At 75.3% G+C, this 23,265-nt stretch carries 21 protein-coding genes; 12 read left to right on the forward strand and 9 right to left on the reverse strand.

Annotated elements, in window-relative coordinates; all coding sequences use genetic code 11:
• Positions 1 to 9 precede the first annotated feature (9 nt).
• A complete protein-coding gene (locus tag ACWIX6_RS07035) occupies positions 10 to 657 on the reverse strand; it encodes a TIGR03086 family metal-binding protein (protein ID WP_448616125.1) in 648 nt (215 codons plus the stop codon).
• Positions 658 to 694: 37 nt separating this feature from the next.
• Between ACWIX6_RS07035 and ACWIX6_RS07040 the strand changes: the two genes are divergently transcribed.
• The 3 genes from ACWIX6_RS07040 (at position 695) to ACWIX6_RS07050 (ending at position 4,231) form a co-directional block, all read left to right on the forward strand.
• Entirely contained in the window at positions 695 to 1,660 is a 966-nt protein-coding gene (locus tag ACWIX6_RS07040; protein ID WP_448616126.1) for a helix-turn-helix transcriptional regulator, read from the forward strand.
• A gap of 29 nt (positions 1,661 to 1,689) precedes the next feature.
• The gene (locus tag ACWIX6_RS07045) at positions 1,690 to 2,277 is read left to right on the forward strand and encodes a TIGR03086 family metal-binding protein (RefSeq protein WP_448616127.1); all 588 of its coding nucleotides are present in this window, start codon (positions 1,690 to 1,692) and stop codon (positions 2,275 to 2,277) included.
• 139 nt (positions 2,278 to 2,416) lie between these two features.
• The gene (locus ACWIX6_RS07050; RefSeq protein ID WP_448616128.1) at positions 2,417 to 4,231 is read left to right on the forward strand and encodes an ExeM/NucH family extracellular endonuclease; all 1,815 of its coding nucleotides are present in this window, start codon (positions 2,417 to 2,419) and stop codon (positions 4,229 to 4,231) included.
• A 32-nt stretch (positions 4,232 to 4,263) separates the two neighbouring features.
• Here ACWIX6_RS07050 and ACWIX6_RS07055 read toward each other — a convergent pair whose 3' ends face one another.
• The 3 genes from ACWIX6_RS07055 to ACWIX6_RS07065 all read right to left on the reverse strand — a co-directional run bounded on the left by ACWIX6_RS07055 (position 4,264) and on the right by ACWIX6_RS07065 (position 6,928).
• The gene (locus tag ACWIX6_RS07055) at positions 4,264 to 5,121 is read right to left on the reverse strand and encodes a hypothetical protein (RefSeq protein WP_448616129.1); all 858 of its coding nucleotides are present in this window, start codon (positions 5,119 to 5,121) and stop codon (positions 4,264 to 4,266) included.
• Positions 5,122 to 5,235: 114 nt separating this feature from the next.
• Complete coding sequence (locus ACWIX6_RS07060) at positions 5,236 to 5,553, reverse strand: EthD family reductase (RefSeq protein ID WP_448616130.1); 318 nt, start codon at positions 5,551 to 5,553, stop codon at positions 5,236 to 5,238.
• Between the two features lie 163 nt (positions 5,554 to 5,716).
• Positions 5,717 to 6,928, reverse strand: coding sequence for a M20 metallopeptidase family protein (locus tag ACWIX6_RS07065; RefSeq protein WP_448616131.1), 1,212 nt, complete (start codon positions 6,926 to 6,928; stop codon positions 5,717 to 5,719).
• Between the two features lie 92 nt (positions 6,929 to 7,020).
• On the opposite strand from ACWIX6_RS07065, the gene ACWIX6_RS07070 reads away from it, so the two are divergent.
• The 8 genes from ACWIX6_RS07070 to ACWIX6_RS07105 all read left to right on the forward strand — a co-directional run bounded on the left by ACWIX6_RS07070 (position 7,021) and on the right by ACWIX6_RS07105 (position 16,052).
• On the forward strand, positions 7,021 to 8,034 hold the full coding sequence (locus ACWIX6_RS07070) for an Lrp/AsnC family transcriptional regulator (RefSeq protein WP_448616132.1): 1,014 nt from the start codon (positions 7,021 to 7,023) through the stop codon (positions 8,032 to 8,034).
• Positions 8,035 to 8,167: 133 nt separating this feature from the next.
• Complete coding sequence (locus tag ACWIX6_RS07075) at positions 8,168 to 9,211, forward strand: ABC transporter ATP-binding protein (protein ID WP_448616133.1); 1,044 nt, start codon at positions 8,168 to 8,170, stop codon at positions 9,209 to 9,211.
• The gene (locus ACWIX6_RS07080) at positions 9,208 to 10,278 is read left to right on the forward strand and encodes an ABC transporter ATP-binding protein (protein WP_448616134.1); all 1,071 of its coding nucleotides are present in this window, start codon (positions 9,208 to 9,210) and stop codon (positions 10,276 to 10,278) included. The genes ACWIX6_RS07075 and ACWIX6_RS07080 overlap by 4 nt, the downstream gene beginning before the upstream one ends.
• A 101-nt stretch (positions 10,279 to 10,379) precedes the next feature.
• Positions 10,380 to 11,981, forward strand: a complete 1,602-nt coding sequence (locus ACWIX6_RS07085; protein WP_448616135.1) for an ABC transporter substrate-binding protein — start codon at positions 10,380 to 10,382, stop codon at positions 11,979 to 11,981.
• A gap of 73 nt (positions 11,982 to 12,054) precedes the next feature.
• The gene (locus tag ACWIX6_RS07090; protein WP_448616136.1) at positions 12,055 to 12,981 is read left to right on the forward strand and encodes an ABC transporter permease; all 927 of its coding nucleotides are present in this window, start codon (positions 12,055 to 12,057) and stop codon (positions 12,979 to 12,981) included.
• Between the two features lie 19 nt (positions 12,982 to 13,000).
• Entirely contained in the window at positions 13,001 to 13,846 is an 846-nt protein-coding gene (locus ACWIX6_RS07095; RefSeq protein WP_448616137.1) for an ABC transporter permease, read from the forward strand.
• A complete protein-coding gene (locus tag ACWIX6_RS07100; RefSeq protein WP_448616138.1) occupies positions 13,843 to 14,823 on the forward strand; it encodes a threonine/serine dehydratase in 981 nt (326 codons plus the stop codon). The genes ACWIX6_RS07095 and ACWIX6_RS07100 overlap by 4 nt, the downstream gene beginning before the upstream one ends.
• Positions 14,820 to 16,052, forward strand: a complete 1,233-nt coding sequence (locus ACWIX6_RS07105) for an amidohydrolase family protein (RefSeq protein ID WP_448616139.1) — start codon at positions 14,820 to 14,822, stop codon at positions 16,050 to 16,052. Before ACWIX6_RS07100 ends, ACWIX6_RS07105 begins: the two co-directional genes overlap by 4 nt.
• Positions 16,053 to 16,170: 118 nt before the next feature.
• On the opposite strand, the gene ACWIX6_RS07110 is transcribed toward ACWIX6_RS07105, so the two are convergent.
• From ACWIX6_RS07110 to ACWIX6_RS07130, 5 genes are read right to left on the reverse strand one after another with little or no spacing between them, the layout of a single operon-like run.
• Positions 16,171 to 17,394: a M20 family metallo-hydrolase gene (locus ACWIX6_RS07110; protein ID WP_448616140.1), complete on the reverse strand. Its 1,224-nt coding sequence runs from the start codon at positions 17,392 to 17,394 to the stop codon at positions 16,171 to 16,173.
• Complete coding sequence (locus ACWIX6_RS07115) at positions 17,391 to 18,626, reverse strand: amidohydrolase family protein (protein ID WP_448616141.1); 1,236 nt, start codon at positions 18,624 to 18,626, stop codon at positions 17,391 to 17,393. The genes ACWIX6_RS07110 and ACWIX6_RS07115 overlap by 4 nt, the downstream gene beginning before the upstream one ends.
• 5 nt (positions 18,627 to 18,631) lie before the next feature.
• Positions 18,632 to 19,582, reverse strand: coding sequence for a threonine/serine dehydratase (locus ACWIX6_RS07120; protein WP_448616142.1), 951 nt, complete (start codon positions 19,580 to 19,582; stop codon positions 18,632 to 18,634).
• Positions 19,579 to 20,628: a glutathione S-transferase family protein gene (locus ACWIX6_RS07125; RefSeq protein WP_448616143.1), complete on the reverse strand. Its 1,050-nt coding sequence runs from the start codon at positions 20,626 to 20,628 to the stop codon at positions 19,579 to 19,581. Before ACWIX6_RS07125 ends, ACWIX6_RS07120 begins: the two co-directional genes overlap by 4 nt.
• Before the next feature lie 55 nt (positions 20,629 to 20,683).
• The gene (locus ACWIX6_RS07130; protein WP_448616144.1) at positions 20,684 to 22,114 is read right to left on the reverse strand and encodes an amidase; all 1,431 of its coding nucleotides are present in this window, start codon (positions 22,112 to 22,114) and stop codon (positions 20,684 to 20,686) included.
• Between the two features lie 123 nt (positions 22,115 to 22,237).
• On the opposite strand from ACWIX6_RS07130, the gene ACWIX6_RS07135 reads away from it, so the two are divergent.
• Complete coding sequence (locus tag ACWIX6_RS07135) at positions 22,238 to 23,251, forward strand: helix-turn-helix transcriptional regulator (protein WP_448616145.1); 1,014 nt, start codon at positions 22,238 to 22,240, stop codon at positions 23,249 to 23,251.
• Positions 23,252 to 23,265: the final 14 nt, after the last annotated feature.

Below are 23,265 nucleotides of genomic sequence, written 5' to 3' on the forward strand. Positions count from 1 at the left end.
CCGCGACGCTCAGGCCCGGACCGGCCGGGTGGCCCGGCCGCTCCAGTTGGCCAGTCGCTCGGTGGGGCCGGCGTCGGCCGCGGGCTCGACCACGGCGGCGAAGGGCACCGGGCCGCCGCGGAACCCGGCGGGCAGCACCTCCGCCATCCGGAGGAGCACCGGGGCGGCGACCGCGGGGTCGGCCTCCGCCGGCTGCCCGGTGGCCACGGCCAGGTCGAAGCCGTGCACCAGCGCCTCGTTGAGGTAGCCCCACACCGCGGCCGCGCCCGGCACGGTGCCCCACGGGGCGGTCACCGGCGCGCTCAGCCGGGCGTCGTCGTCCCAGACCGTCCAGACCTCGGCCGCCGCGGCCGCGAACGCATCGGCCCAGCCGTCGTCCGGGATCCCGCGGACCACCAGCGGGACCTCGGACGGGTCGCCGCCGGCACCGATCACCCGGGCCCGCCGGGCGGTGGCCACCAGGTGCCCGAGCAGCGCCCGGACGTCGAACTCCGGGCAGCCGGTCGGCGCGTCCAGCTGCTCGGGACGCACCCCGGTCATCAGGTCGTGCACCCACCGCTGGGCCGCGCGGTACAGCGGCCGGGGGTCGGCGTCGGGGAGCGTGGGGGTGGGGGACTGCTCGGTCGTCGTCATGGACCCACCCTCGCGGGTGTACATGACATCTCCTGTCGTCTTTCCGTGCTGTGCTGACGACGTGCGTGCCGACCGGTTGCTCTCCCTCCTCTTCCTGCTGCGCCGTCGGGGCCGGCTCACCGCCGGGCAGGTGGCCGGCGAGCTCGAGGTGTCGGTGCGGACGGTGCTGCGGGACGTCGAGGCGCTGTCCGCCGCGGGCGTGCCGGTCTACTGCGAGCGCGGGCGGGGCGGCGGGATCGTGCTGCTGCCGGGGTGGACGACGGACCTCACCGGGCTGACCTCGGCCGAGGCCCTGGCGCTCGCGACGGCCGGCTCCCGGTCCACCTCGCAGGCGCTGGGCATGGGACCGGCGCTGAGCTCGGCGATGCGCAAGCTGGTCGCCGGCATGCCCGAGGCGCAGCGGACGTCCGCCGAGCGCGGCGCGGAACGGGTCCTGGTCACGACCGACGGCTGGCTCGGCGACCCCGAGCCGGAGGACCAGCTGCCGATCGTGCAGCGCGCGGTGTTCGGGGACCGGCGGCTCCGGCTGCGGTACGCCGGCCGGGACGGCGCGGACGGCTGGCGCACCGTGGACCCGGTCGGCCTGGTGCACGCCGACCGGCGCTGGTACCTGCTGGCCACCCACCGCGGCGCCGACCGGACCTACCGGGTGTCCCGCGTGCGGGCGGCGACGGTCCTCGACGAGCCGGCCGCCCCGCGCCCTCAGCTCCCGCTGGCCGAGCTGTGGCAGCGGCGCCGCCGGGAGTTCTGGGCCGGCATGCCGCAGTACCCGGTGCTCGCCCGGGTCCGCGACGGCCGGCGGGCCGCCCTGGCCGCGGCCGCGCTGGCGGTGACGGACGACCCGGCGGGCGGACCGGAGGGCTGGCGGACCGTCCGGGCGACGTTCGCCGACCGCACCCACGCCGTCGGCGTGCTGTGGGGGCTGGCCGCCGACGCCACGGTGCTCGAGCCCGCGGAGCTGCGGGCCGAGCTCGCTGGGCGGGCGGCCGACGTGCTCGCCGGCCTCCGCGCCGACCAGCCGCGATGACTTCCGCCGCCCGCGGCGGTCTGACCCGCATGACGACGACGACGCTCGACCTCGCTCCGCAGGCCGCCGAGGTGGCCCGGGTGGTGGCCGCGGTCCGCGACGACCAGCTGACCGACCCCACGCCGTGCCCGGGCATGCCGGTCGCCGCGCTGCTCGACCACCTGGTCGGGCTGACCCTGGCGTTCCGGCTCGCCGCGGGGAAGCAGCCGCAGCGCGGCGGCCCGTCGGCGGCCGCCGAGACCCTCGCGCCGGACTGGCGGGAGCGGCTGCCCCGGCAGCTCGACGAGCTCGCCGCCGCCTGGCGGGAGCCCTCGGCGTGGGAGGGCGACGTCGAGGTCGGCGGGGTCACCCTGCCGGCACCGGACATGGCGGTCGTGGCGCTGGACGAGCTGGTCGTGCACGGCTGGGACTTCGCCGTCGCCACCGGCCGGCCGTACCGCGTGGAGGACGCGGAGGTGCGGGCGTGCCTGGGCTTCGCCACGCAGGTCAACGGGGAGGGCCGGGAGGCCCCTCCCGGGCTGTTCGGCCCTGCCGTGCCGGTGCCGGCCGACGCTCCTCTCCTGCACCGGCTGCTCGGTGTCACCGGCCGCGACCCGGGTTGGTCGCCGCCCGGCTGACGCCCACGGCCGCCCGGCTGACGCCCCCGGTCCACCGCGCAGGGTCATGCCGAGGGCACGTACCGTCGATCCATCGGCGCCGAGCCCGGCTCGGGACCGACGAGCGACCGACCGTGTCCCGCTCCGGAAGGACCCGTCCGTGCTGCCTCCCCGCGGCCCCCGCACCCCCGGCCGGCGGGCCGCCGCCGGCCTGCTGGGCGCCTCCCTGGCCGTCGCCGGCCTGCCCGCGGCCGCGACCCCCGTCCTCGCCGACCCGGTCGCGCTCTGCTCGGTCGACCCGACCGTCGAGATCGGCTCGGTCCAGGGCGCCGGGGACACCACCCCGCTGGCCGGCCAGCAGGTCACCGTGCGCGGCGTCGTGGTCGGCGACCTCCCCGGGCTGGGCGGCTTCTCCCTCCAGGACGCCGACGGCGACGGTGACCCGGCCACGTCCGACGCGGTGTTCGTCGCGAGCGAGGTGCCGGTCGGCCTCGGCGACACCGTCGCGGTCAGCGGGGGAGCCGAGGAGTCCTTCGGCTCGACCCAGCTCCGGGCCGGCTCGGGCGTGGAGGTCTGCGCCGGAGCCGGCGGGCTGCCGGCTCCGGCGGCGCTGGACCTGCCGGCCGACGACGCCGCCCGCGAGCGGCTCGAGGGCATGCTCGTCGCCCCGGCGACCCCGCTGACGGTGAGCGACGTCTTCGACCTCACCAGCTTCGGCGAGCTCACGCTGTCCGCGGACGGACTCCTCGTGCAGCCGACCGAGCTGGCTCGTCCCGGGACCGCGGAGGCCGCAGCGATCGCGGCCGGCAACCGGCTGCGCAGCATCGTCCTCGACGACGGGGCCGGCGCGCGGCTCACCCCGGCCACCGCGCCGTACCTGTCGCCCGGCACGCCGGTGCGGGTCGGGGACGAGCTGGTGTTCACCGCGCCCGTCGTCCTCGGCTACGGCTTCGGCAGCTGGCGGCTGCAGCCCGCCGACGGCAGCGCCGAGGGCACCTTCGCCCCCGGGAACAGCCGGCCGGCGGCGCCGGGGGACGTCGGCGGCGACGTCCGGATCGGCGCGTTCAACGTGCTCAACTGGTTCCTCACCCTCGGCGGGGTGGGCCGCGGTGCCACCAGCGCGGCCGAGCTGGAGGAGCAGGCCGGCAAGCTCGTCCCGGCCGTCCAGGCGCTGGACGCCGACGTGGTGACCCTGATGGAGGTCGAGGACACCGACTCCACCGGCCTCCGGCCCGGCGACGCGGACGCCGCCCTCGCCGACCTGGTGGACCGGCTGAACGCCGCGGCCGGGGCCGGCACCTGGGCGTACGTGCCGATGCCGGCCGAGATGTACGCCGTGGAGCGCGACGTGATCCGCAACGCGATCGTCTACCGGCCGGCCCGGGTGCAGCCGGTCGGTGCGCCGGTGGGGCTGGTCGACGAGGCGGTGTGGGCCAACGCCCGGGAGCCGATCGCCCAGACCTTCACCCGGGACGGCGACGCGTTCACCGTGGTGGCCGACCACCTCAAGTCCAAGGGCGGCACCGGCACCGGGGACAACGCCGACACCGGCCAGGGCTCGTTCAACGGCGACCGGGTGCGGCAGGCGCAGTCGGTCGCCGCGTTCGCCGCCCGGCTGCGCGAGCAGACCGGGGACCCGGACGTGCTGCTGATGGGCGACTTCAACGCCTACACCCGCGAGGACCCGATCGAGGCGCTGCGCACGGCCGGCTTCACCGACCTCGGCCCGGTGTTCGACGAGGGCGGGTACAGCTACGTGTTCGACGGGCTGTCCGGTTCGCTGGACCACGCGCTGGCCACCCCGGAGCTGACCGGGAAGGTCACCGGCCTGGTGCACTGGCACGTCAACTCGGTCGAGTCCTCGGCCTACCAGTACACCGGCGCCCCAGGGCTCTACGCGGCGGACCCGTACCGCTCCAGCGACCACGACCCGCTGCTGCTCGGGCTGGACCTGGCGGAGCGCCCGCCGGCCTGACCGGGTCCGCTCCGGTCCGACGCACCGGGGCCTCAGGGCAGAGGTGCCGAACGGTGCGCCTGCCACTCGGGCGACGCCTTGCCCAGCGCCACCGCGTGCGCGCACCGCAGGCTGCCCACCAGCCAGAGCAGCACGTCGTGCAGCCGCAGCCGGGTGAGCGGCGCGGCGGGACCGCCGTCCGGTGCGAGCAGGCCCGTGACCGTCGACTCCAGTGCCGCGAACGCGGCGGCGTTGGCCCGCAGCTCGCGGTGCACCACGGCCTCCACGCCGCTGTCGCCCTCCCGCAGGTGCGGCCACAGCTGCCGGCGGGTGGTCGGGCTGACGTGCGGGACCAGCGCCGGGTGCCGCCGGTGCAGGGCCGCGGAGACGTGCTCCGGGCGGACGCCGGGAGCCGCGGCGCTGCGCAGCCAGATCTCCCGCAGCGCCGCCCCGACGGTGCCCGGCTCGTCCAGGACGCAGAACTCGTCGTCCGGCAGCGCCCAGAACGGCCGGCCCGCGGCCCGGGCGGCGGCGGCGTCGGCGAGCGGGCGGACGTCGTCCAGGGCCCGCCGGACGGCGGCCCACCCGGCCGGGTCGAGCCGGCCGTGCAGCCCCTCCGCGATCAGCACGTCGCCGTCGCCGGGGTCGCCGGCGGTCACCCGCTGGGTGTCGAAGCGCTCGAAGCCGAAGGCCAGCACCGAGTACCAGCGGCCCTCGGGGTGGTCGGGGGAGCGGAAGCGCAGCGGCCGCCGGCCGCGGGCGTAGCCGAGCACCGCGGCCAGCGCGGTGTCCCAGGGCAGCGGGTCGGGCCCGGCGCTGGGCAGGTCGAGGTCCGGACGGTCGACGCCGCGGGCGCCTGTCCCGTCGCCGGTCGCCGGGACGAGGTCACGGTCGCGCACGGCATCGGTCATGACGTCGTCCTCTCCGGAGTGCCCGGCCCTGGCTCGGCCGTGCCCCGGAGTCTGCTCCGTCGTGCGCCGGCCCGCGGGCAGGGACGGTCGGTCCCTGCCCCCGGGCGCGCCGGATCAGCCGGCCGTGACGTCCTCGACGTCGTGGCTGAAGATGGTCGCCCCGCCGGTCGCGAAGGTGCCCACGTCGGCCGCCGCGGCCGCGCCGGCGTCCGAGGTCAGCCCCGCGCCCATCGCCTCGGCCGACTCGAACTCCAGGGACGCCACCAGGTAGGGCGCCGTCGCGCTCGGGTCCAGCGGCGCGGCGTGCCCGAGGGTGAACCGCTGGACGCCGGGGATGGCCCGGGCCAGGCCGACGTGGACCTCCCGGTAGTGCCGGTCGAACGCTGCCGGGTCGGTCGGCTGGCCGTACTCGACGACGAGTCTGTGCACCACTGCGCTGCCTCCGTCCTGCCCGGGGCCTGCCGCCCCGGGCGTCCCCCACCACCAAACCAGCCCGCCGCCGGGCCGACCAGCCCGGCGCCGGGCCGGACAGCCCCCAGGCCGGACCACCCCGGGTCCGGACCGCCCCGGGTCCGGACGGTCCGGGACCGGGAGGTCAGCCGGCCGCGTCCCGCTCCAGCGCCCGGGCGGCCAGCTCGGCGTGCAGCAGCACGCCGTCGGACAGCACGTCGTCGCTGAACTGCGCCCGCGGGCTGTGGTTGTTGGGTGCGCCGGCGAAGTCCTCGCCGACCGCGGCGCCGAGGAACAGGTAGCAGCCGGGGACCTCCTCGAGCACCCGGGAGAAGTCCTCGGAGCCCGACTGCGGGTACACCTTCGGGGCGTAGCGCTCCTCGCCGAACACCTCCGTCGCCACCTCGGCCGCGAACGCGGCGTGGGCGGGGTCGTTGACCGTCACCGGGTACTCCTCGAGGTACTGCGCGTCGGCCTCCAAGCCGTAGCCGGCGGCCACCGACTCGCACAGCCGGACCGACGCCTGGCGCATCCGCTCCCGGGCCCCGGCGGAGAAGGTCCGGACCGTCGCCTGGAAGGTCGCCTCGTCCGGGATGATGTTGCGCTTGGTCCCGGCCTGGAACAGGCCCACGGTGACGATCACCGGGTCGAAGACGTCGAAGGTGCGGGTGACCATCGTCTGCAGGTCCCCGACCAGCTGGGCGGCGACGGTCACCGGGTCCTTGGCCAGGTGCGGCGCCGAGCCGTGGCCGCCCTCGCCGCGCACGGTCACCCGCAGCTCGTCGCTGGCCGCCATGAGCGTGCCGGGCCGGGTGGTGAACTGACCCCGGGGGTTCATCGCGGACATGACGTGCATGCCGTACGCCGACGACACCCGCGAGCCCGCCGCGTCCAGGACGCCCTCCCGCAGCATGTGGCCGGCGCCGTCCCAGCCCTCCTCGCCGGGCTGGAACATTAGGACGACGTCCCCGGCCAGGCCCTCGCGGTGCGCGTGCAGCAGCCGGGCCGCTCCCACCAGCATCGCGGTGTGCAGGTCGTGGCCGCAGGCGTGCATCGCGCCCTCGACCTCGCTGGCGAAGTCCAGCCCGGTCTCCTCCTGCACCGGCAGCGCGTCCATGTCGCCGCGCAGCAGCACCGCCGGGCCGGGCCGGCCGCCGCGCAGCACCGCCGTCACCGACGTGGTGGTCGTGCCGGTCGACACCTCCAGGCCCAGGCCGTCCAGCGCGGTCAGCACCGTCTCCTGCGTCCAGGGGAGCTGCAGCCCCACCTCCGGACGGCGGTGCAGCCGGTGCCGCAGCTCCACCAGCTCGCCCTGCATGGCCCGGGCGTCCTCGCGCAGTGCCTCTGACCGGATCACGTGCCCTCCTCCTGGTTCGACTGCCGCGACCGTAGGAGTCCGCCATCGACTCGGCGGTGATTTGCACGCATCGGTCATGGGAGGGTGCGTCAATGACCGGATCGGTTGCGCTGGACGAAGACGACCTCGCTCTGGTCGAGGCGCTGCAGCGCGACCCCCGGGCTCCCTGGACCACCGTGGCCGACCTCGTCGGCACCAACGCGGTCACCGCGTCGCGGCGGTGGGAGCGGCTGCGCTCCTCCGGCGCCGCCTGGGTCACCGGCACGCCGGGCCCGGGGTCGCACCATGCCCAGGTGCTGGCCTACGTCGAGGTCACCTGCCTGCCGAGCCTGAAGACCCGGGTGGCGCAGCAGCTGGCAGCCGACGCGCACGCGCTGTCGGTGGACATCACCGCGGGCGGCCGGGACCTGCTGCTGACCGTGGCGGCGGTCGACCTGCCCACGCTGGGGCGCTACCTGCTCGAGCGGCTGGACCGGGTGCCCGGCGTGACCGCCACCCGGGCCCGGATCGCCACCCGGCTCTACGCCGAGGGCAGCACCTGGCGGCTGGGTGTGCTGCCCCCGGCCGGTGCGTCCGGCGCGATGCCGGCGATCCGCCCGGCCGTGCTGGACGACGTGGACCGGGAGCTGATGTCGGCACTGGGCGAGGACGGCCGCGCCTCGTTCGCCACGCTGGCCCAGGCCACCGGCATCAGCCAGCCGACCGCCCGGCGCCGCGTGGACCGCCTGGTCAGCTCCGGTGCGGTCCTGCTGCGCACCGACGTGGCCGCCCCGCTGGCCGGGCTGCCGGTGATGGTGGTGCTCTCGGCCGACGCGCCGGCCGGGCGGCTGGACGACGTGGCCGCGCGGCTGGGCCGGCTCCGGCAGGTCCGGCTGTCGGCCACCCTCGCCGGCACGCCGAGCCTGCTGGTGATCGCCTGGCTGTCCTCGCTGGAGGAGGTGCACCGCTTCGAGCAGGACCTGGTGCACCAGGTCCCGCAGGCCGACGTCGTCGACCGGCTGGTCGTGCTGCGCACCGTGAAGCGGATGGGCCGCCTGCTGGACCCCGACGGCCGGGCCACCGGCACCGTGGCGATGGACGTCTGGCGGGAACCGGTGCCGAGATGACCGCGGGTGCTGCACGATGGGGTGTGACGCCGGTCACGGACGGTCAGGACGCACCGACGTTATGGGGACGTCACCCGGCGGACGTCATGAGGGCCTAGGTTTCAGCCACGGATCGGTCGAGGAGGCGCTGTTCGTGAGCAGTCCCGTTCTCTCCATCCGGGGACTGACGACGGAATTCGTCACCCCGGCCGGAGTGGTCAAGGCCGTCAACGACGTCAGCTGGGACCTGTACCCCGGCGAGACGCTCGGGGTGGTCGGTGAGTCCGGCTCCGGCAAGAGCGTCACCGCCATGTCGATCCTCGGGCTGGTGCAGAGCCCGCCGGGACGCATCGTCGCGGGGGAGATCATCTTCGACGGCCGGGACCTGCTGACCATGCCCGACAAGGAGCTGCGGCAGTTGCGCGGCAGCCGGATCGGGATGATCTTCCAGGACCCGATGACCAGCCTGAACCCGGTGCTCACCGTGGGCCAGCAGATCTCCGAGGCGCTGCGGCTGCACGACCGCGGGATGAGCCGGGAGCAGGCGAAGGCCCGGGCCGTCGAGCTGCTCACGCTGGTCGGCGTCCCCAACCCCGCCGGCCGGTTCGACCAGTACCCGCACGAGCACTCCGGCGGCATGCGCCAGCGCGCCATGATCGCCATGGCGATGGCCAACGAGCCCACGGTGCTGATCGCCGACGAGCCGACGACCGCGCTGGACGTGACCATCCAGGCCCAGGTCCTGGAAGTGCTGCGGACCGCGCAGCAGCGGACGAACGCGGCCACCATCCTGATCACCCACGACCTGGGCGTCATCGCCGAGCACGCCGACCGCGTGGTGGTGATGTACGGCGGCAAGGTCGTCGAGGTCGCCGACGTCCAGTCGATCTTCGCCGCGCCGCGGCACCCCTACACGCTCGGCCTGATGAGCAGCCTGCCCCGGCTCGACGTCGAGCTGGAGCGGCTGGACCCGATCCCCGGCACCCCGCCGAGCCTGATCGACCTGCCACCCGGCTGCTCGTTCCACCCGCGGTGCCGGGTGTCCCGGGGCCGGGAGGTCTGCCGCACCGAGGTGCCCCCGCTCTACGAGGTCGGCGGCGGGCAGCGCTCGGCCTGCCACTTCTCCGAGGAGGTCCCCGCCGAGATGGCCGTGGTGTCCCGTGAGATGGGTGCCGACCTGGGGAGCAGCGGCTCATGAGCACCGCCCACACGACCGCCGGCGACACGACCACCGCCGTCCGGCCGGACCTGCACGACCGGGCCGGGCACGGCGAGGAGATCCTGCGGGTCGAGGACCTCAAGACCCACTTCCCGATCCGCGGCGGGGTGACCCGGCGCCAGGTCGGGACGGTCTACGCGGTGGACGGCGTCAGCTTCACGCTGAACGCCGGGGAGACCCTCGGGCTGGTGGGGGAGTCCGGCTGCGGCAAGACCACCACCGGCCGCACGCTGGTCAAGCTGCTGGAGCCGACCTCGGGGCGGGTGCTGTTCAAGGGCACCGACATCACCGGCTTCGACCGCCGGAAGATGAAGGCGATCCGCCGGGAGATGCAGTTCGTCTTCCAGGACCCCTACACCTCGCTGAACCCGCGGATGACCGTGCGGGCGATCGTCGGGGAGGCGCTGCAGATCCACGGCCTGGCCTCGGGCAGCGAGCTGCGCGCCCGGGTCGACGAGCTGCTGGCCTCGGTCGGGCTCAGCGTCGAGCAGGCCAACCGGTACCCGCACGAGTTCTCCGGCGGGCAGCGCCAGCGGATCGGCATCGCCCGGGCGCTGGCGCTGGACCCCCAGGTGCTGGTGCTCGACGAGCCGGTGTCCGCCCTGGACGTGTCCATCCAGGCGCAGGTGGTCAACCTGCTGCAGGAGCTGCAGGCGCGGCTAGGTCTGGCGTTCGTGTTCATCGCCCACGACCTCTCCGTCGTCCGGCACATCTCCGCCCGGGTGGCGGTCATGTACCTGGGGAAGATCGTGGAGATCGGGGACCGGGCCGACATCTACGAGCGGCCCACCCACCCCTACACCCAGGCGCTGCTGTCCGCGGTGCCGATCCCGGACCCGACCAAGCGGGGCACCCGGGAACGGATCATCCTCACCGGCGACGTGCCCAGCCCGGCCAACCCGCCCACGGGCTGCAACTTCCGCACCCGGTGCCCCAAGGCGCAGCCGATCTGCGCCGAGGAGGAGCCGGCGCTGGTCGACCGTTTCGGGCACGGCCACCCCAGCGCCTGCCACTTCGCCGAGGTCCGGCCGGTGATCCCGACGTGACCGCGGCGACGCCGCCCCTCCCCAGACCCGTCGTCCCCGACGACGTCGTTCCTCCTGTCCGGATCCGTCCAGCCGCGTGCCACCTCGTCAGAGCGGGAGCCATGAACACGACACCACCACGACGCCGCACCCCCGGGCTCAGGTCCCTCGCCGCCGCCGCGGCGCTGGGCCTGCTGCTGTCCGCCTGCACCGTGAGCGACCCGGAGGCGCCCGCGGACGGGGGCGGCGGCGGGGGTGAGGGCGGCGGCACCTTCTCCATCGCCGTCGGCATCGACCCGGACACCTTCGACCCGGCCGGCCAGACCACCACCACGGTGCAGAACATCGTCGACTACGTCGTCGAGACGCTGGTCGTGTTCGACGAGGAGGGGGAGCTCGTCGGCAAGCTCGCCGAGTCCTTCGAGACCTCCGAGGACGGCCGTACGGTCACCCTCCAGCTCGTGGAGGGCGTGACCTTCCACGACGGGGCGCCGTTCGACGCCGAGGCGGTCAAGTTCAACCTCGAGCGGATCATCGACCCGAACCTGACGGTCCCGCTCGGCTCGCCGTTCAAGGTCATCGAGTCGGTCACCGCGGTCGACGAGTCCACCGTGGAGATCGCGCTGTCCCGCCCGTCGCCGGGCTTCCTCAGCGCGCTGTCGGTGACGACGGCGGCGATGATCTCCCCGCAGTCGGTCACCGCCGAGGGCAACACCAACGACAACTACCAGAACCCGGTCGGCACCGGGCCCTACACCTTCGGTGAGTACACCGCCGGTGAGACCGTGACGGTCGAGAAGTACGCCGACTACTGGGGCGAGGAGCCCACCTACGACACGGTCAACTTCCGGATCGTGCCCGAGGCGGCCACCCGGGAGAGCCTGCTGCTCGCCGGCCAGGTGGACATGATCATCCTGCCGCCGGTGTCGGACATCGAGGCCCTGCAGAACAACGACGACGTCGAGGTGCTGCTCGCCGAGAGCGACCGCTCGATCTTCATCTCGCTGGACTTCCAGGACCCGCTGCTGAGCACCAAGGAGGCCCGCCAGGCGTTGAACTACGCCGTCGACAAGCAGGCCATCGTCGACAACGTGCTCTTCGGTGCCGCCGAGGTGATGAACGCCCCGATGGCGCCCAGCCTGTTCGGCTACTGCGAGACCGGCTCCTACGACTACGACCCGGACCGGGCGCGCGAGCTGCTGGAGCAGTCCGGTGCGGCCGGGGCGACGCTGGACCTGCTGACCCCCAGCGGCCGCTACGTGCAGGACGCCCAGGCCGCCGAGGCCATCGCCGGGTACCTGCGGGAGGTGGGTCTGACGGTGAACGTCACCACCAGCGACTTCCCGTCGTTCCTCGCCCGGGTCAACGCGCCGCACTCGGAGCAGACGGTGGACATGCACCTGCTGGGCTGGGCCCCGCCGTTCCTGGACGCGGACTTCCAGATGCAGATGTTCCGGCAGGCGACCCACCCGCCGGCGGGCCTGGCGACGTCGTTCTACACCAACCCGCAGGTCGAGGAGCTGCTCGCCCAGGCCGACGTGGAGATCGACGCCGACACCCGTGAGCAGCTCTACTGCGACGCCTCGGAGATCATCTGGGACGACGCGCCGTGGATCTTCCTGTGGACCCAGTCGTTCCCGATCGTGCACTCCGTCGACGTGACCGGCATCGGCTCCACGCCGACCGAGAAGTTCGACGCGATCTACGCACGGCCGGCCAGCTGACCACCACCGTCCGGCCGCCCCTGCCCCCGGGCAGGGGCGGCCCCCGGTCCACCGCGGGCAAGGGAGGCCGCTCGTGAAGGGCACCGCCGCGCACATCGTGCGCACCCTGCTGTTGTCGCTGATCACCCTCTTCGGGGTGTCGGTGCTGATCTTCCTGATGCTCCGGGTGCTGCCCGGTGACCCGGCCCGGGTGCTCGCCGGCCTAAACGCCAGCGAGGAGCAGGTGGCCCGGCTGCGGGAGGAGCTCGGGCTGGACGACTCGCTGCTCGCCCAGTACTGGCAGTTCATCACCGGGGTCCTGCAGGGCGACCTCGGGCAGTCGGCCCGCACCTCGCGGCCGGTGACCTCGGAGATCGCCGTCCGGCTGCCCGCCACGGTGATCCTGGCGGTGGTCGCCACCATCGTCGGCTCGATCGTCGGGATCACCGCCGGCGTGGTGGCCGCGGTGCGGCGCAACTCGATCGTCGACCACGTCATCTCCAGCGTGGCGATGATGGGCGTGTCCATGCCGGTCTACTGGCTGGGCCTGCTGCTCATCCTGCTGTTCGCCGTGACGCTGGGCTGGCTCCCGGCGGCCGGGAGCGGGGAGCCGCTGAGCATCGTGCTGCCGGCGGTGACGCTGGCGGCGTTCTCCACCGCGCTGATCTCCCGGATGACCCGGGCCAGCATGCTCGAGGTGATGGGGCAGGACTACATCCGCACCGCCGAGGCCAAGGGCGCGCCGCCGAAGACGGTGATCATCCGGCACGGTCTGCGGAACGCCTTCATCCCGATCCTGACCGTCATCAGCCTGCAGTTCGGGGCCCTGCTGGGCGGCGCGGTGCTCACCGAGACGGTCTTCGGCTGGCCCGGCATCGGGCGGCTGCTGGTCGACTCCATCGGCGCACGCGACTTCGCCGTCGTCCAGGGCATCGTGCTGGTCTACGCCGCCGCCTTCATCCTGCTGAACGTGATCGTCGACGTCCTCTACGTCGTCGTCGACCCGCGGATCCGGTACTGAGCCGGGAGAGGGGCAACCGATGAGGGCATGGCGGCGCTTCCGCCACCACCCCCCGGCGCTGATCGGCCTGGGGATCATCCTGACGTTCGTCGTGCTGGCGGTCGCCGCGCCGGTGATCTCGCCGTACGACCCCAACGCCCAGGACATCGCCGCGGCCATCAAGGGTCCCTCGGCGGACCACTGGCTGGGCACCGACCAGCTGGGCCGCGACATCGCCACCCGGCTGATGTACGGCGCCCGCATCTCGCTGCTGATCGGCGTGCTCGCCGTGAGCATCGGCCTGGTCATCGGCGTGCCGCTGGGCATGATCGCCGGCTACTACGGCGGGTGGGCGGACCTGGCCATCTCCCGGTTCGCGGACATGATGTTCGCCTTCACGTCCATCCTGCTGGCCCTCACCCTGGTCGCGGTGCTCGGGGTGAGCCTGCAGAACGTGATCATCGCGGTCGGGATCAGCGTCGTCCCGGTGATCATCCGGCTGGTGCGCTCCTCGGTGCTCAGCCTGCGGGAGGAGCCCTACGTCGAGGCGGCGCGGGCGCTGGGCGCGAGCAACCTGCGGATCATCACCCGGCACGTGTTCCGCAACTCCCTGACCCCGGTGCTGGTGCACGGCACGCTCAGCATCGGGGTCAGCATCCTGCTCGCCGCCGGCCTCGGCTTCCTCGGGCTCGGGGTGCAGTCACCCACCGCGGAGTGGGGCACGATGCTGGGCGAGGGGCGGCAGTTCATCTTCAGCGCCCCGCACCTCACCACCTTCCCCGGCATCGCGATCTTCCTGGCCATCCTCGCCTTCAACCTGCTCGGCGACGGCCTGCGGGACGCCCTGGACCCGCGGATGCGGACCGTCGACGGGCCGGCCGGGTGACGGGGCTGGTCACCCTCGACGACGTACGGACGGCGGCCGACCGGCTCGCCGGGCGGGTGCACCGCACCCCGGTGCTGCGCTCCACCACCCTCGGCGAGCTCTGGGGCGTCCGGCTGGACCTCAAGGCCGAGGTGTTCCAGCGGACCGGGAGCTTCAAGGCCCGGGGGGCGCTGAACAAGGTGCTCTCGCTGCCGGCCGACGAGCGGGCGCGGGGCGTGATCACCCTGTCCGCCGGGAACGCCGGCGCGGCGGTCGCCTACGCGGCCGCCAGCGTCGGCGTCCCCGGGACCGTGGTGATGCCGGCGACGGCGGTCCCGGCCAAGGTGGCCGCCTGCCGCGCGTACGGCGCCGACGTGGTGCTCACCGAGGGCGACCTGGTGGACACCTACCTGGCCACCGTGGCCGAGACCGGCCGGGTGCCGGTGCACCCCTTCGACGACCCCGCGGTGGTCGCCGGCACCGGCACCGTCGGGCTGGAGATCGCCGAGGACGTGCCCGACGCCGAGGTGGTCCTGGTCCCGGTCGGCGGCGGCGGGCTGATCTCCGGGATCGCCGCGGCGCTGGCCGCCCTGTCCCCGGGCACCCGGGTGATCGGCGTGGAGCCGGAGGGCGCCGACGTGATGTCCCGCAGCCTGGCCGCCGGCGGGCCGGTCCGGCTCCCGGGGGCGCGCAGCGTGGCCGACGGCCTGGCCGCGCCGATGAGCGGCCAGGTCACCGTGGACCACGTGCGGGCACACGTCGAGCGGGTGGTCCGGGTCAGCGACGCGGACATCCTGCGGGCGCTGCCGCTGGCGGTGTCCCGGACCAAGCTGGTCCTGGAGCCCTCGGCCGCCGCGCCGCTGGCCGCACTGATGACCGGTGCCCTCGACCTGGCCCCGGGCACCCGCGTCGTGTCCGTCGCCAGCGGCGGCAACGTCGACCTGGCGCTCTACGGGCGCCTCGATCCGTCCGACACCCCCGATGGAGAGGCCCGATGACCACCAGCTTCCTGCTCCGCGACGTCACCGTCGTCGACGGCACCGGCGCCGCGCCCGTGCCCGGCCAGTCCCTGGTGGTCGAGGGCCGCCGGATCGCCTGGATCGGGCCGACGGGCTCGGCGCCGGGCACCGCGCCGGAGAACGTCGTGGACGGCGGCGGCCGGACGGTGCTGCCCGGGCTGATCAACTGCCACGTGCACCTGACCGCCGACGGTGCGCCGGACCTCTTCGCCCAGGCCGCCGGGGACACCGTCCCGCTGGCCACGCTGCGGGCGGCGCGGAGCGCGGTGGAGACCCTGCAGTCCGGAGTGACCACGGTGCGCGACTGCGGGGCCGCCGACGACGTGGTCGTCGAGCTGGCCAAGGCCATCGCGCAGGGGCTGGCCCCCGGGCCGCGGGTGCAGGCCGCCGGCCGGGTGATCACCATGACCGGCGGGCACGGGCACTTCATCGGCCGGGAGGCCGACGGCCCCGACGAGGTCCGCCGGGCCACCCGCGCGGAGATCAAGTCCGGCGCCGCGGTGATCAAGGTGATGGCCACCGGCGGGGTGCTCACCCCCGGCGTCTCGCCCACCCAGACCGCGCTGCTGCCCGAGGAGCTCGCGGTGGTGGCGCAGGAGGCGCACAACTCCGGCCGCCGGGTCACCACCCACGCCATCGGGCGGGCCGGCATCCACAACGCGCTGGTGTCCGGCATCGACTCCATCGAGCACGGCTTCTACCTCGACGACGAGCTGCTGGAGCTCGCCGTCGACCAGGGCACGTTCCTCGTCCCCACGATCCTCGCCGTCGACGGCATCGTGCGGAACGGCCAGGCCGCCGGGATCCCGGCCTGGGTGGTCGAGAAGGCCGAGGCGGAGGCGGCCCAGCAGCGGCAGAGCTTCGCCGCGGCGGTCAGCTCGGGCATGCGGATCGCCGCGGGCACCGACGCCGGGACGCCGTTCAACCGGCACGGCGACCTGGCCCGCGAGCTGGCGCTGATGGTGGACAACGGGCTGACGCCGATGCAGACGCTCGTCGCGGCCACCCGGGGCGCGGCCGAGAACCTGGGCATGGCGCACGACATCGGCACCCTGGAGGTCGGCAAGCTCGCCGACCTGGTGCTGGTGGACGGCGACCCGGTGCAGGACGTCACCGCCACCGGCCGGGTCGTGCTGGTGGTCAAGGACGGCGTGGTGCACCGCGACGACCTGACCGGCACCGGCGCCGCCGTCCCCAAGGCCGCCTGAAGAAGGACCCTCCTGCCCCCCACCACTCGCAAGCTCGCGGCGGGCCCCTGCAGGAGGGCCGACGGGCCCCCCGCGTCCCACTGCAATGGCCCTTCGGTGGGGGGCGTGAGGTCCTTCCTCAGAAGGCGAGGTGGTGCAGGGCGGTGGCCAGCACCGAGGCGCCGCGGGCACAGTCCTCCGGCGAGGTGTACTCGGCCGGGGTGTGCGAGCGGCCCTCCACGCTGGGCACGAAGACCATCGCCGTCGGCACCCGCGAGGCCATCAGCTGGCTGTCGTGCCCCGCGCCGCTGGGCATCCGCCGCCAGCTCGCGCCGCACGCCTCGGCGGACCCACGCAGGACCTCGAGCAGGCTCTCGTCCATCGTCGCCGGCTCCTCGTCCTTGTCCCGGACGACGTCCACCTCGACGCCGTGCCGCTCGGCGACCGTGGCGCAGATCCGGTGCACCTCGTCGAGCAGCCGGTCCCGGACGGCGGCGTCGGGGTGCCGCAGGTCCAGGGAGAACCGGGCCAGGCCCGGGATCACGCTGGGCTGCCCGGGCTCGACGGTCCACCGGCCGGTGGTGACCACTGCCGGCCGCCCCTCGCGCTCCACCGCCGTGGTGATCTCCCGGGCCATCTGCGCCGCCGCCTGCAGGGCGTCCTTGCGCAGGTCCATCGGGGTCGCGCCGGCGTGGTCCTGCCGGCCGAGGACGGTGATCGTCTCCCAGGTGATCCCGGGGATGACCTCGACCAGGCCCACGTCCACGCCGTCGTCGGTCAGCACCCGGCCCTGCTCGATGTGCAGCTCGAGGAAGGTCCGCAGGTCGTGCCGCTCGGCGTCGGCGACCGCGCCGGGGTCCAGGCCGGCCGCGCGCATGGCCTCCGCCAGCGTCGTCCCCTCCCGGTCCAGCAGGCGCTCGGGCTCGTCGGCGCCGACCAGCCCGAGCATCGCCCGGGTGCCGAAGAAGTTGGCCGGGAAGCGGCTGCTCTCCTCCTCGCACAGCGAGACCACCTCGAGGGTGGTCTCCGGCGTGCCCAGCTCGCGCAGCGCCGCCAGGGCGGCCAGCCCGCCGACCACGCCGAGGGCGCCGTCGTACTTGCCGCCCGATGGCACGGTGTCCACGTGCGAGCCGGTCAGGATCACGCCGTCCCCGCGCCCGGGCAGCCGGCCGAACACGTTGCCGACCGCGTCCACCCGGGCCTCCAGGCCGGCGTCGGTGATCCAGCCCAGCAGGGCGTCGCGGGCGCGCTGCCAGGCGTCGTCGTACATGAACCGGTACATGCCGTCCGGGGTCTCGCCGATGGCGCCGAGCTCGGTGACGTAGGTGTCCAGCAGCTGCTGGTCGACGTGGACGGCGCTCACGGGTTCCTCCTGGGAGCTGGTGCGGGCGGGTCGGTCAGGGGGACGACCCGGCCGGCGAGCACCACCGACCGGACGTCGAGGAGCGCGCGGACGTCGTCCAGCGGGTCTCCGGCGGTGACCACCAGGTGCCCGGCGGCGCCGGGGGAGAGGTGCCCGAGGTCGTCGCGCAGCAGGCACCGGGCCGCGGTGGCGGTGACCGCGCGCACCGCGTCGACGGTGGACAGTCCGATGTCCCGGACCAGCAGGACCGCCTCCTCGGCGACCCCGCCGTGCGGGTTGAACGGGGTGCCGGCGTCGCTGGCGCCGGCGATCGGGATGCCGGCCCGGGCCGCCCGCCGCAGCGACTCGATGTTGTCGTGCTGGATCTCCTCGGCCTTCGCGACCACCGCCGCCTCGATGGCGTCGGCGTGCGCGAGCATCCGCACCACCGCGATCCGGGTGGTCACCAGCACCGCCCCGGTCGAGGCCATCAGCGCGACCGCCTCGTCGTCGAGGTGGACTCCGTGCTCGATCGTGGTGGCGCCGGCCCGCAGCGCGCGCTTGGTGCCCTCGGCGCCGATGGCGTGCGCGGCGACCCACCGGCCGGCGGCCCGGGCGACCGCGGCCGCCGCGGCCAGCTCGGACTCCTCGTAGGGGGCGTCGCCGATGGCGACGGCAGGGGTGAGGACGCCGCCGGTGGCGACCAGCTTGATCCCGTCGGCGCCGCGGGCCAGCTCGGCGCGGGCGGTGTCGGCCATCGCCGCCTCGCCCCGCACCTCGACGCCCAGGTAGGGGATGTGGCCGCCGGGTGCGGTGATCGCCCGCCCGGCGGCGGCCACCTCCGGGCCGGCCAGCCGGCCCGCGGCGGTCTCCCGGCCGACGTCGATCGCGATGCCGCCCGGGGCGCCGAGGTCGCGGACGGCGACCGTCCCGGCCCGCAGGGTGCGCCGGCTGTTGGCCCGGGCGACCGCGGCGAGCTGCTCCGGGTCGGACCGGACGACCGACCCCATGAAGTCGGGGGAGCCGTCGGCGACCAGGTGCACGTGCGCGTCCACCATCCCCGGCAGCACCGTGCCGTCGCCGACGTCCACCTCCGGCACGGCGGGGTCGACCCGGGGCGCCCGCGCGGTGGGGCCGACGTAGCTGATCCGGCCGTCCTCGACGACCACCGTGCCGTCGCGCAGCGGCTCGCCGGCCACCGGCACCACGTGCCCGCGCAGCACGACACTGCCCGGGCGGGGCTCGCCGCCCACCGGGGTCAGACCCCCGTCTCGGGCAGCACCGACCAGGACGCCGGGTCCAGGTTGGCGCCGCAGACCAGCGCCCCCACCGCCGACCCGGCCGGCGCGACGTAGGCGCCGCACAGCAGGGCGGCCAGCGCGGTGGCCCCGCCGGGTTCGGCGAGCACCCGCAGCTCCTCCCAGAGCACCCGCTGGGCCTCGCGGATCGCCTCGTCCGGGACGAGCACCGCCTCGTCGACGTGCCGGCCGGCCACCTCGGCGGCGATGGAGCCCAGCCGCCGGGCGCCGAGGGCGTCCGCGGCCAGGCCGCCCACCTCGACGTCGACCGGTTCCCCGGCCTGCCGGGCCGCGTGCAGCGTGGGCGCGGCCACCGGCTCCACCGCCACGACGGTCAGGCTGTCGGTGTACCAGGCCGCGCACCCGGCGATCAGCCCGCCGCCGCCGACGGCGACCAGCAGCACGTCCAGGTCGGGCCGCTGCTGGCCGAGCTCCACGGCGGCGGTGCCCTGCCCCGCGACCACCTCGGGCTGGTCGTAGGCGTGCACCCGCAGCGCCCCGGTGGCCTCGCCCTGCTCGACGCTGGCCGCGAAGGCCTCGGCGTAGTCGGCGCCGACGGCGGTCACCTGGGCGCCGTACCGGCGGATCCGCTCCAGCTTGGCCGCCGGGGCGGCGGCCGGCACGAAGACCTCCGCCCGGTGGCCCAGCGCCGAGGCCGCGTAGGCCACCGCCGCGCCGTGGTTGCCACCGGAGGCGGCGATCACCCCGGCCGCGGGGACCGGCGCGGACAGCAGCGTGTTGAAGGCGCCTCGCACCTTGAACGACCCGGAGTGCTGCATGCTCTCCAGCTTGAGGACGACGTCGTGCGGCAGCCCCACCCGGGCGCCGTCGAGCACCACCACCGGGGTGCGGCGCACGTACGGCGCGATCCGCCGGGCCGCCGTCCGGACGTCGGCGCGACCCACGCTCACCGGTCGGCCAGCCGGCCGATCCCGCCGGGACCGTGGTCGGCCGGGACCTCCTCCCCGGCGGCCACCGGCCCGGGCGGGGTCCCGTCGCCGAAGGGGCGGTCGCCGAGCTGCTCGCGGTTGTGCGGCATCAGCCAGTGGGAGGTGTCCGGGCCCAGCGGCACGATCTGCGTCGGGTTGATGTCGGCGTGCACCACGTAGTAGTGCTGCTTGATCGAGGGGAAGTCGGTGGTGTCGCCGAACCCCGGGGTCTGGAACAGGTCGCGGGCGTAGGCCCACAGCGCCGGGAACTCCGCCAGCTTCTGCCGGTTGCACTTGAAGTGGCCGTGGTAGACGGCGTCGAAGCGCGCCAGCGTGGTGAACAGCCGGACGTCGGCCTCGGTGATCGTGCCGCCCATCAGGAAGCGCTGGTGCTCCAGCCGCTCCTCCAGCCAGTCCAGCGCGGTGAACAGCCGGTCGTAGGCGCGGTCGTAGGCGCGTTGCGAGCCGGCGAACCCGCACCGGTAGACGCCGTTGTTCACCTCGGTGAACACCCGCTCCATGACCCCGGTCATCTCGTCGCGGAGCGCCTCGGGCCACAGGTCCGGCGCGCCCTCGCGGTGGTGGGCCGTCCACTCGGTGGAGAAGTCCAGGGTCATCTGCTTGAAGTCGTTGGTGACCACCGACCTGGTGGGGACGTCGACCATCGCCGGCACCGTGATGCCCCGGGAGTACTCCGGGTCGCGGGCGAGGAAGGCCTCCTGCAGGCGCTCGTAGCCCAGCACCGGGTCGCGGCCGCCCGGGTCCTCGTCGAAGGTCCAGCTGCGCTCGTCGTGCGTGGGGCCGCAGATGCCCAGCGAGATGACCGGCTCCAGGCCGAGCAGCCGACGCACGATCACCGCCCGGTTGGCCCAGGGGCAGGCCCGGGCGACGACCAGCCGGTAGCGGTCGGGCTCGACCGGCCAGCCGTCGGCCCCGTCGGCGGTGATCCGGTCGGAGATGTAGTTCTGGTCCCGCTGGAAGTCCTGGCCGGGCTCGACGTACCCGCTGCCAGTGCTGTCGTTGCTCACCCGGCCCACCCTTCCCGACCGGTGCCGGGCGCGCAGGGCGGCGCAGCGGCTGCGCTCAGCGGGCGAGCACCGCCGGGCGCCGGGCGGCCCAGGGCAGGGCCTCCTCGATCAGGGCGGCCAGCCCGAGCAGGGTCTCCTCGCCGGCGTACCGGCCGACGAGCTGCACGCCCACCGGCCAGCCCTCGGGGCTGGGCGGGCCGGGCACGCTGACCGCCGGCGCCCCGGTGACGTTGGACAGCGCGGTGAACGGCGCGAACTCGAAGATCCGGTCGTACCAGCCGCGGGCATCCAGGGAAGGGTCGTCGGCGTCCAGGTGCCCGATGGCGGTGTTGGGCGCCGCGGTGGTGGGGGTGAGGAGGACGTCGTAGCGGCCGTGGAAGGCGGCCACCGCCCGGGTGACCGCGTTGAAGGTGCGGTCGGCGGCGTACACGTCCAGGGCCGTCAGGGTCCGGCCGTACTCCGCGCAGGCCAGCGTGGTGTGCTCGAGCACCTCGGTGGACAGCTCGACGCCGAGCGCGGCGGCGGCCCCGTACGCCCCGTCGGCCAGGAAGCTGCACCAGGCGGCCAGGTTGGCCTGGTCGAAGGCGGCCACGTCGTACTCGGGCGCGGCCTCCTCGACCGTGTGCCCGGCGTCGGTGAGCACCCCGGCGACCGCGTGCACCGCGGCGACGCAGGCCGGGTCGACGGGCACGCCGCTCGGCGCGGTGGTGGTGACGGCGATCCGCAGCGGGCCGGCCGGCGGGCGGGCCGCGTCGGCGTAGCTGGTGGCCGGGCCGGGCAGCAGGTACCGGTCACCGGGCTCGGACCCGTGTACCGCGTCGAGCAGGGCCGCGCAGTCCCGGACGGTCCGGGTGACGGCGAACTCGACGCCGAGCCCGAGCAGCGGATCGGAGAAGTCGGGGGCCACGCTGACCCGGCCGCGGCTGGGCTTGAGCCCGACCAGCCCGCAGGCGGCGGCGGGGATGCGGATCGAGCCGCCGCCGTCGTTGGCGTGGGCGACCGGCAGGGCCCGGGCGGCGACGAGCGCCGCCGAGCCGCCGCTGGAGCCGCCGGGGGACCGGGAGGTGTCCCACGGGCTGCGGGTCGGGCCGTTGGCCACCGACTCGGTGGCGGCGTTGAACCCGAACTCCGGCGTCGCGGTCACGCCGACGGCGGCGAGCCCGGCGGCGCGGAAGCGGGTCATCAGCGCGGTGTCGTACGGGAAGGCGATGCCGGGTCCGAGGAGCCGGCTGCCGTCGCGCTGCGGCACGCCCTCGGCGTGCAGGACGAGGTCCTTGATCGCGAAGGGCACCCCGGCGAAGGGGCCGTCGGCGTCGCAGCCGAGCGGCTGGTCGAACAGCTCGCCGACGAGGGCGTTGAGCTCGCCGTCCACCGCGGCCACCGCCGTCCGCGCGGCCTCCTGCACCTCGGCGGCGGAGACCGTGCCGGCGCGGACCAGCTCGGCCAGGCCGACGGCGTCGTGCTCGGTGTACTCGGCGACGTCCACGGCGCGCTCCTCGGTCCCCGGCGGGCCGGCCGCCCGCGCTCCCCGGCATCCTGCGGCCGGCCGGGACGCGCCGCATCGGTCGAACTACGGACGCGCCGGAGGTCCCTGCGCCGGGACGATGCCGTGACATCCTCCGGCATGACGTCGGGGCGGACGGCCGGGCGGCTCTCGGTGGCGTTGTCGCTGCGGGAGGCCGCCGAGTCGGTGGCCCGGGGTGAGGGCCCCGGTGAGCCGGGCCGCGCGGAGACGGTGCTCGCCGCGCTGGAGTCGCTGCTGCCCTGCGCCGCCGCGGCCGTGGAGCGCTGGGACCCGGTGCGCGGGGTCCACGAGACGCTGGCCAGCGCCGGTTACGTCGACGAGGCGCTGGTCGCTCTGGAGTCGGCCTTCCACGAGGACCCGTTGTTCCCCGTCGTCCGGGACCGGGGCCGGCCGCTGCGGGTGTGCGACATCCACCCGGCCGACCGGCGCGGTCCGATGTTCGACCGGGTCATCCTGCCGCTGCGGTTCACCGACGGGGTGACGGTCTGCCTGTCCGCCGGTGGCCGGTACGTCGGGTCGCTGCACGCCAGCACCGTCCGGGACGGGGTGGACGACGAGTCGGTGTCGCTGCTGCGGCTGCTGTCGGCCGACTTGGCCTGCCTGCTCGACCCGCTGGGCGGGTTGCCGGCGGTGGCGCCCGGCGCGGACGGCGAGGCGCTGGCGTGGGCGCCGGGGACCGGCCGGTGCCGGGCGCTGACCCCCGCGGCCCGCCCGGAGCTGCTGGCCACCGGCTCGCCGCTGGCCGCGCTGCTGGCGCCGTCGTCCTGGCCGTCCCGGCTGGGCCGGCACCTGCTCGTGCTGCGCGGTACCGAGCTGCTGGCCGTGGAGGCCCGGCCGGCCGGACGGTGGGTGGTCGTCGAGCACCGGCCGGTGCCCGCGCCGGCGGGACTGTCGCTGCGCGAGCTCGAGGTGCTGTGCGTGGTGGCGGAGGGGGCGACCAACCGGATGGCCGCCCGGCAGCTCGGGGTCACCGAGCGCACGGTGGCCACGCACGTCGAGCACCTGCTGGGAAAGCTGGGCGTCGGCAACCGGGCCGCCGCCGCGGCGTTCGCGGTGGCCGCCGGGCTGGTCCGGGTGCCGGTCCGCCCCGCCGGCTGACCTCGTCCTGCGGG

The organism is Modestobacter sp. URMC 112 (assembly GCF_053502575.1).

What these genes read in the sequence shown, in the direction of transcription:
- ACWIX6_RS07035 (WP_448616125.1), bottom strand. Translation starts at nt 657, where the DNA reads ATGTACACCCGCGAGGGTGGGTCCATGACGACGACCGAGCAGTCCCCC.
- ACWIX6_RS07045 (WP_448616127.1), top strand. Translation starts at nt 1,690, where the DNA reads ATGACGACGACGACGCTCGACCTCGCTCCGCAGGCCGCCGAGGTGGCC.
- ACWIX6_RS07055 (WP_448616129.1), bottom strand. Translation starts at nt 5,121, where the DNA reads ATGACCGATGCCGTGCGCGACCGTGACCTCGTCCCGGCGACCGGCGAC.
- ACWIX6_RS07070 (WP_448616132.1), top strand. Translation starts at nt 7,021, where the DNA reads ATGACCGGATCGGTTGCGCTGGACGAAGACGACCTCGCTCTGGTCGAG.
- ACWIX6_RS07080 (WP_448616134.1), top strand. Translation starts at nt 9,208, where the DNA reads ATGAGCACCGCCCACACGACCGCCGGCGACACGACCACCGCCGTCCGG.
- ACWIX6_RS07085 (WP_448616135.1), top strand. Translation starts at nt 10,380, where the DNA reads ATGAACACGACACCACCACGACGCCGCACCCCCGGGCTCAGGTCCCTC.
- ACWIX6_RS07095 (WP_448616137.1), top strand. Translation starts at nt 13,001, where the DNA reads ATGAGGGCATGGCGGCGCTTCCGCCACCACCCCCCGGCGCTGATCGGC.
- ACWIX6_RS07105 (WP_448616139.1), top strand. Translation starts at nt 14,820, where the DNA reads ATGACCACCAGCTTCCTGCTCCGCGACGTCACCGTCGTCGACGGCACC.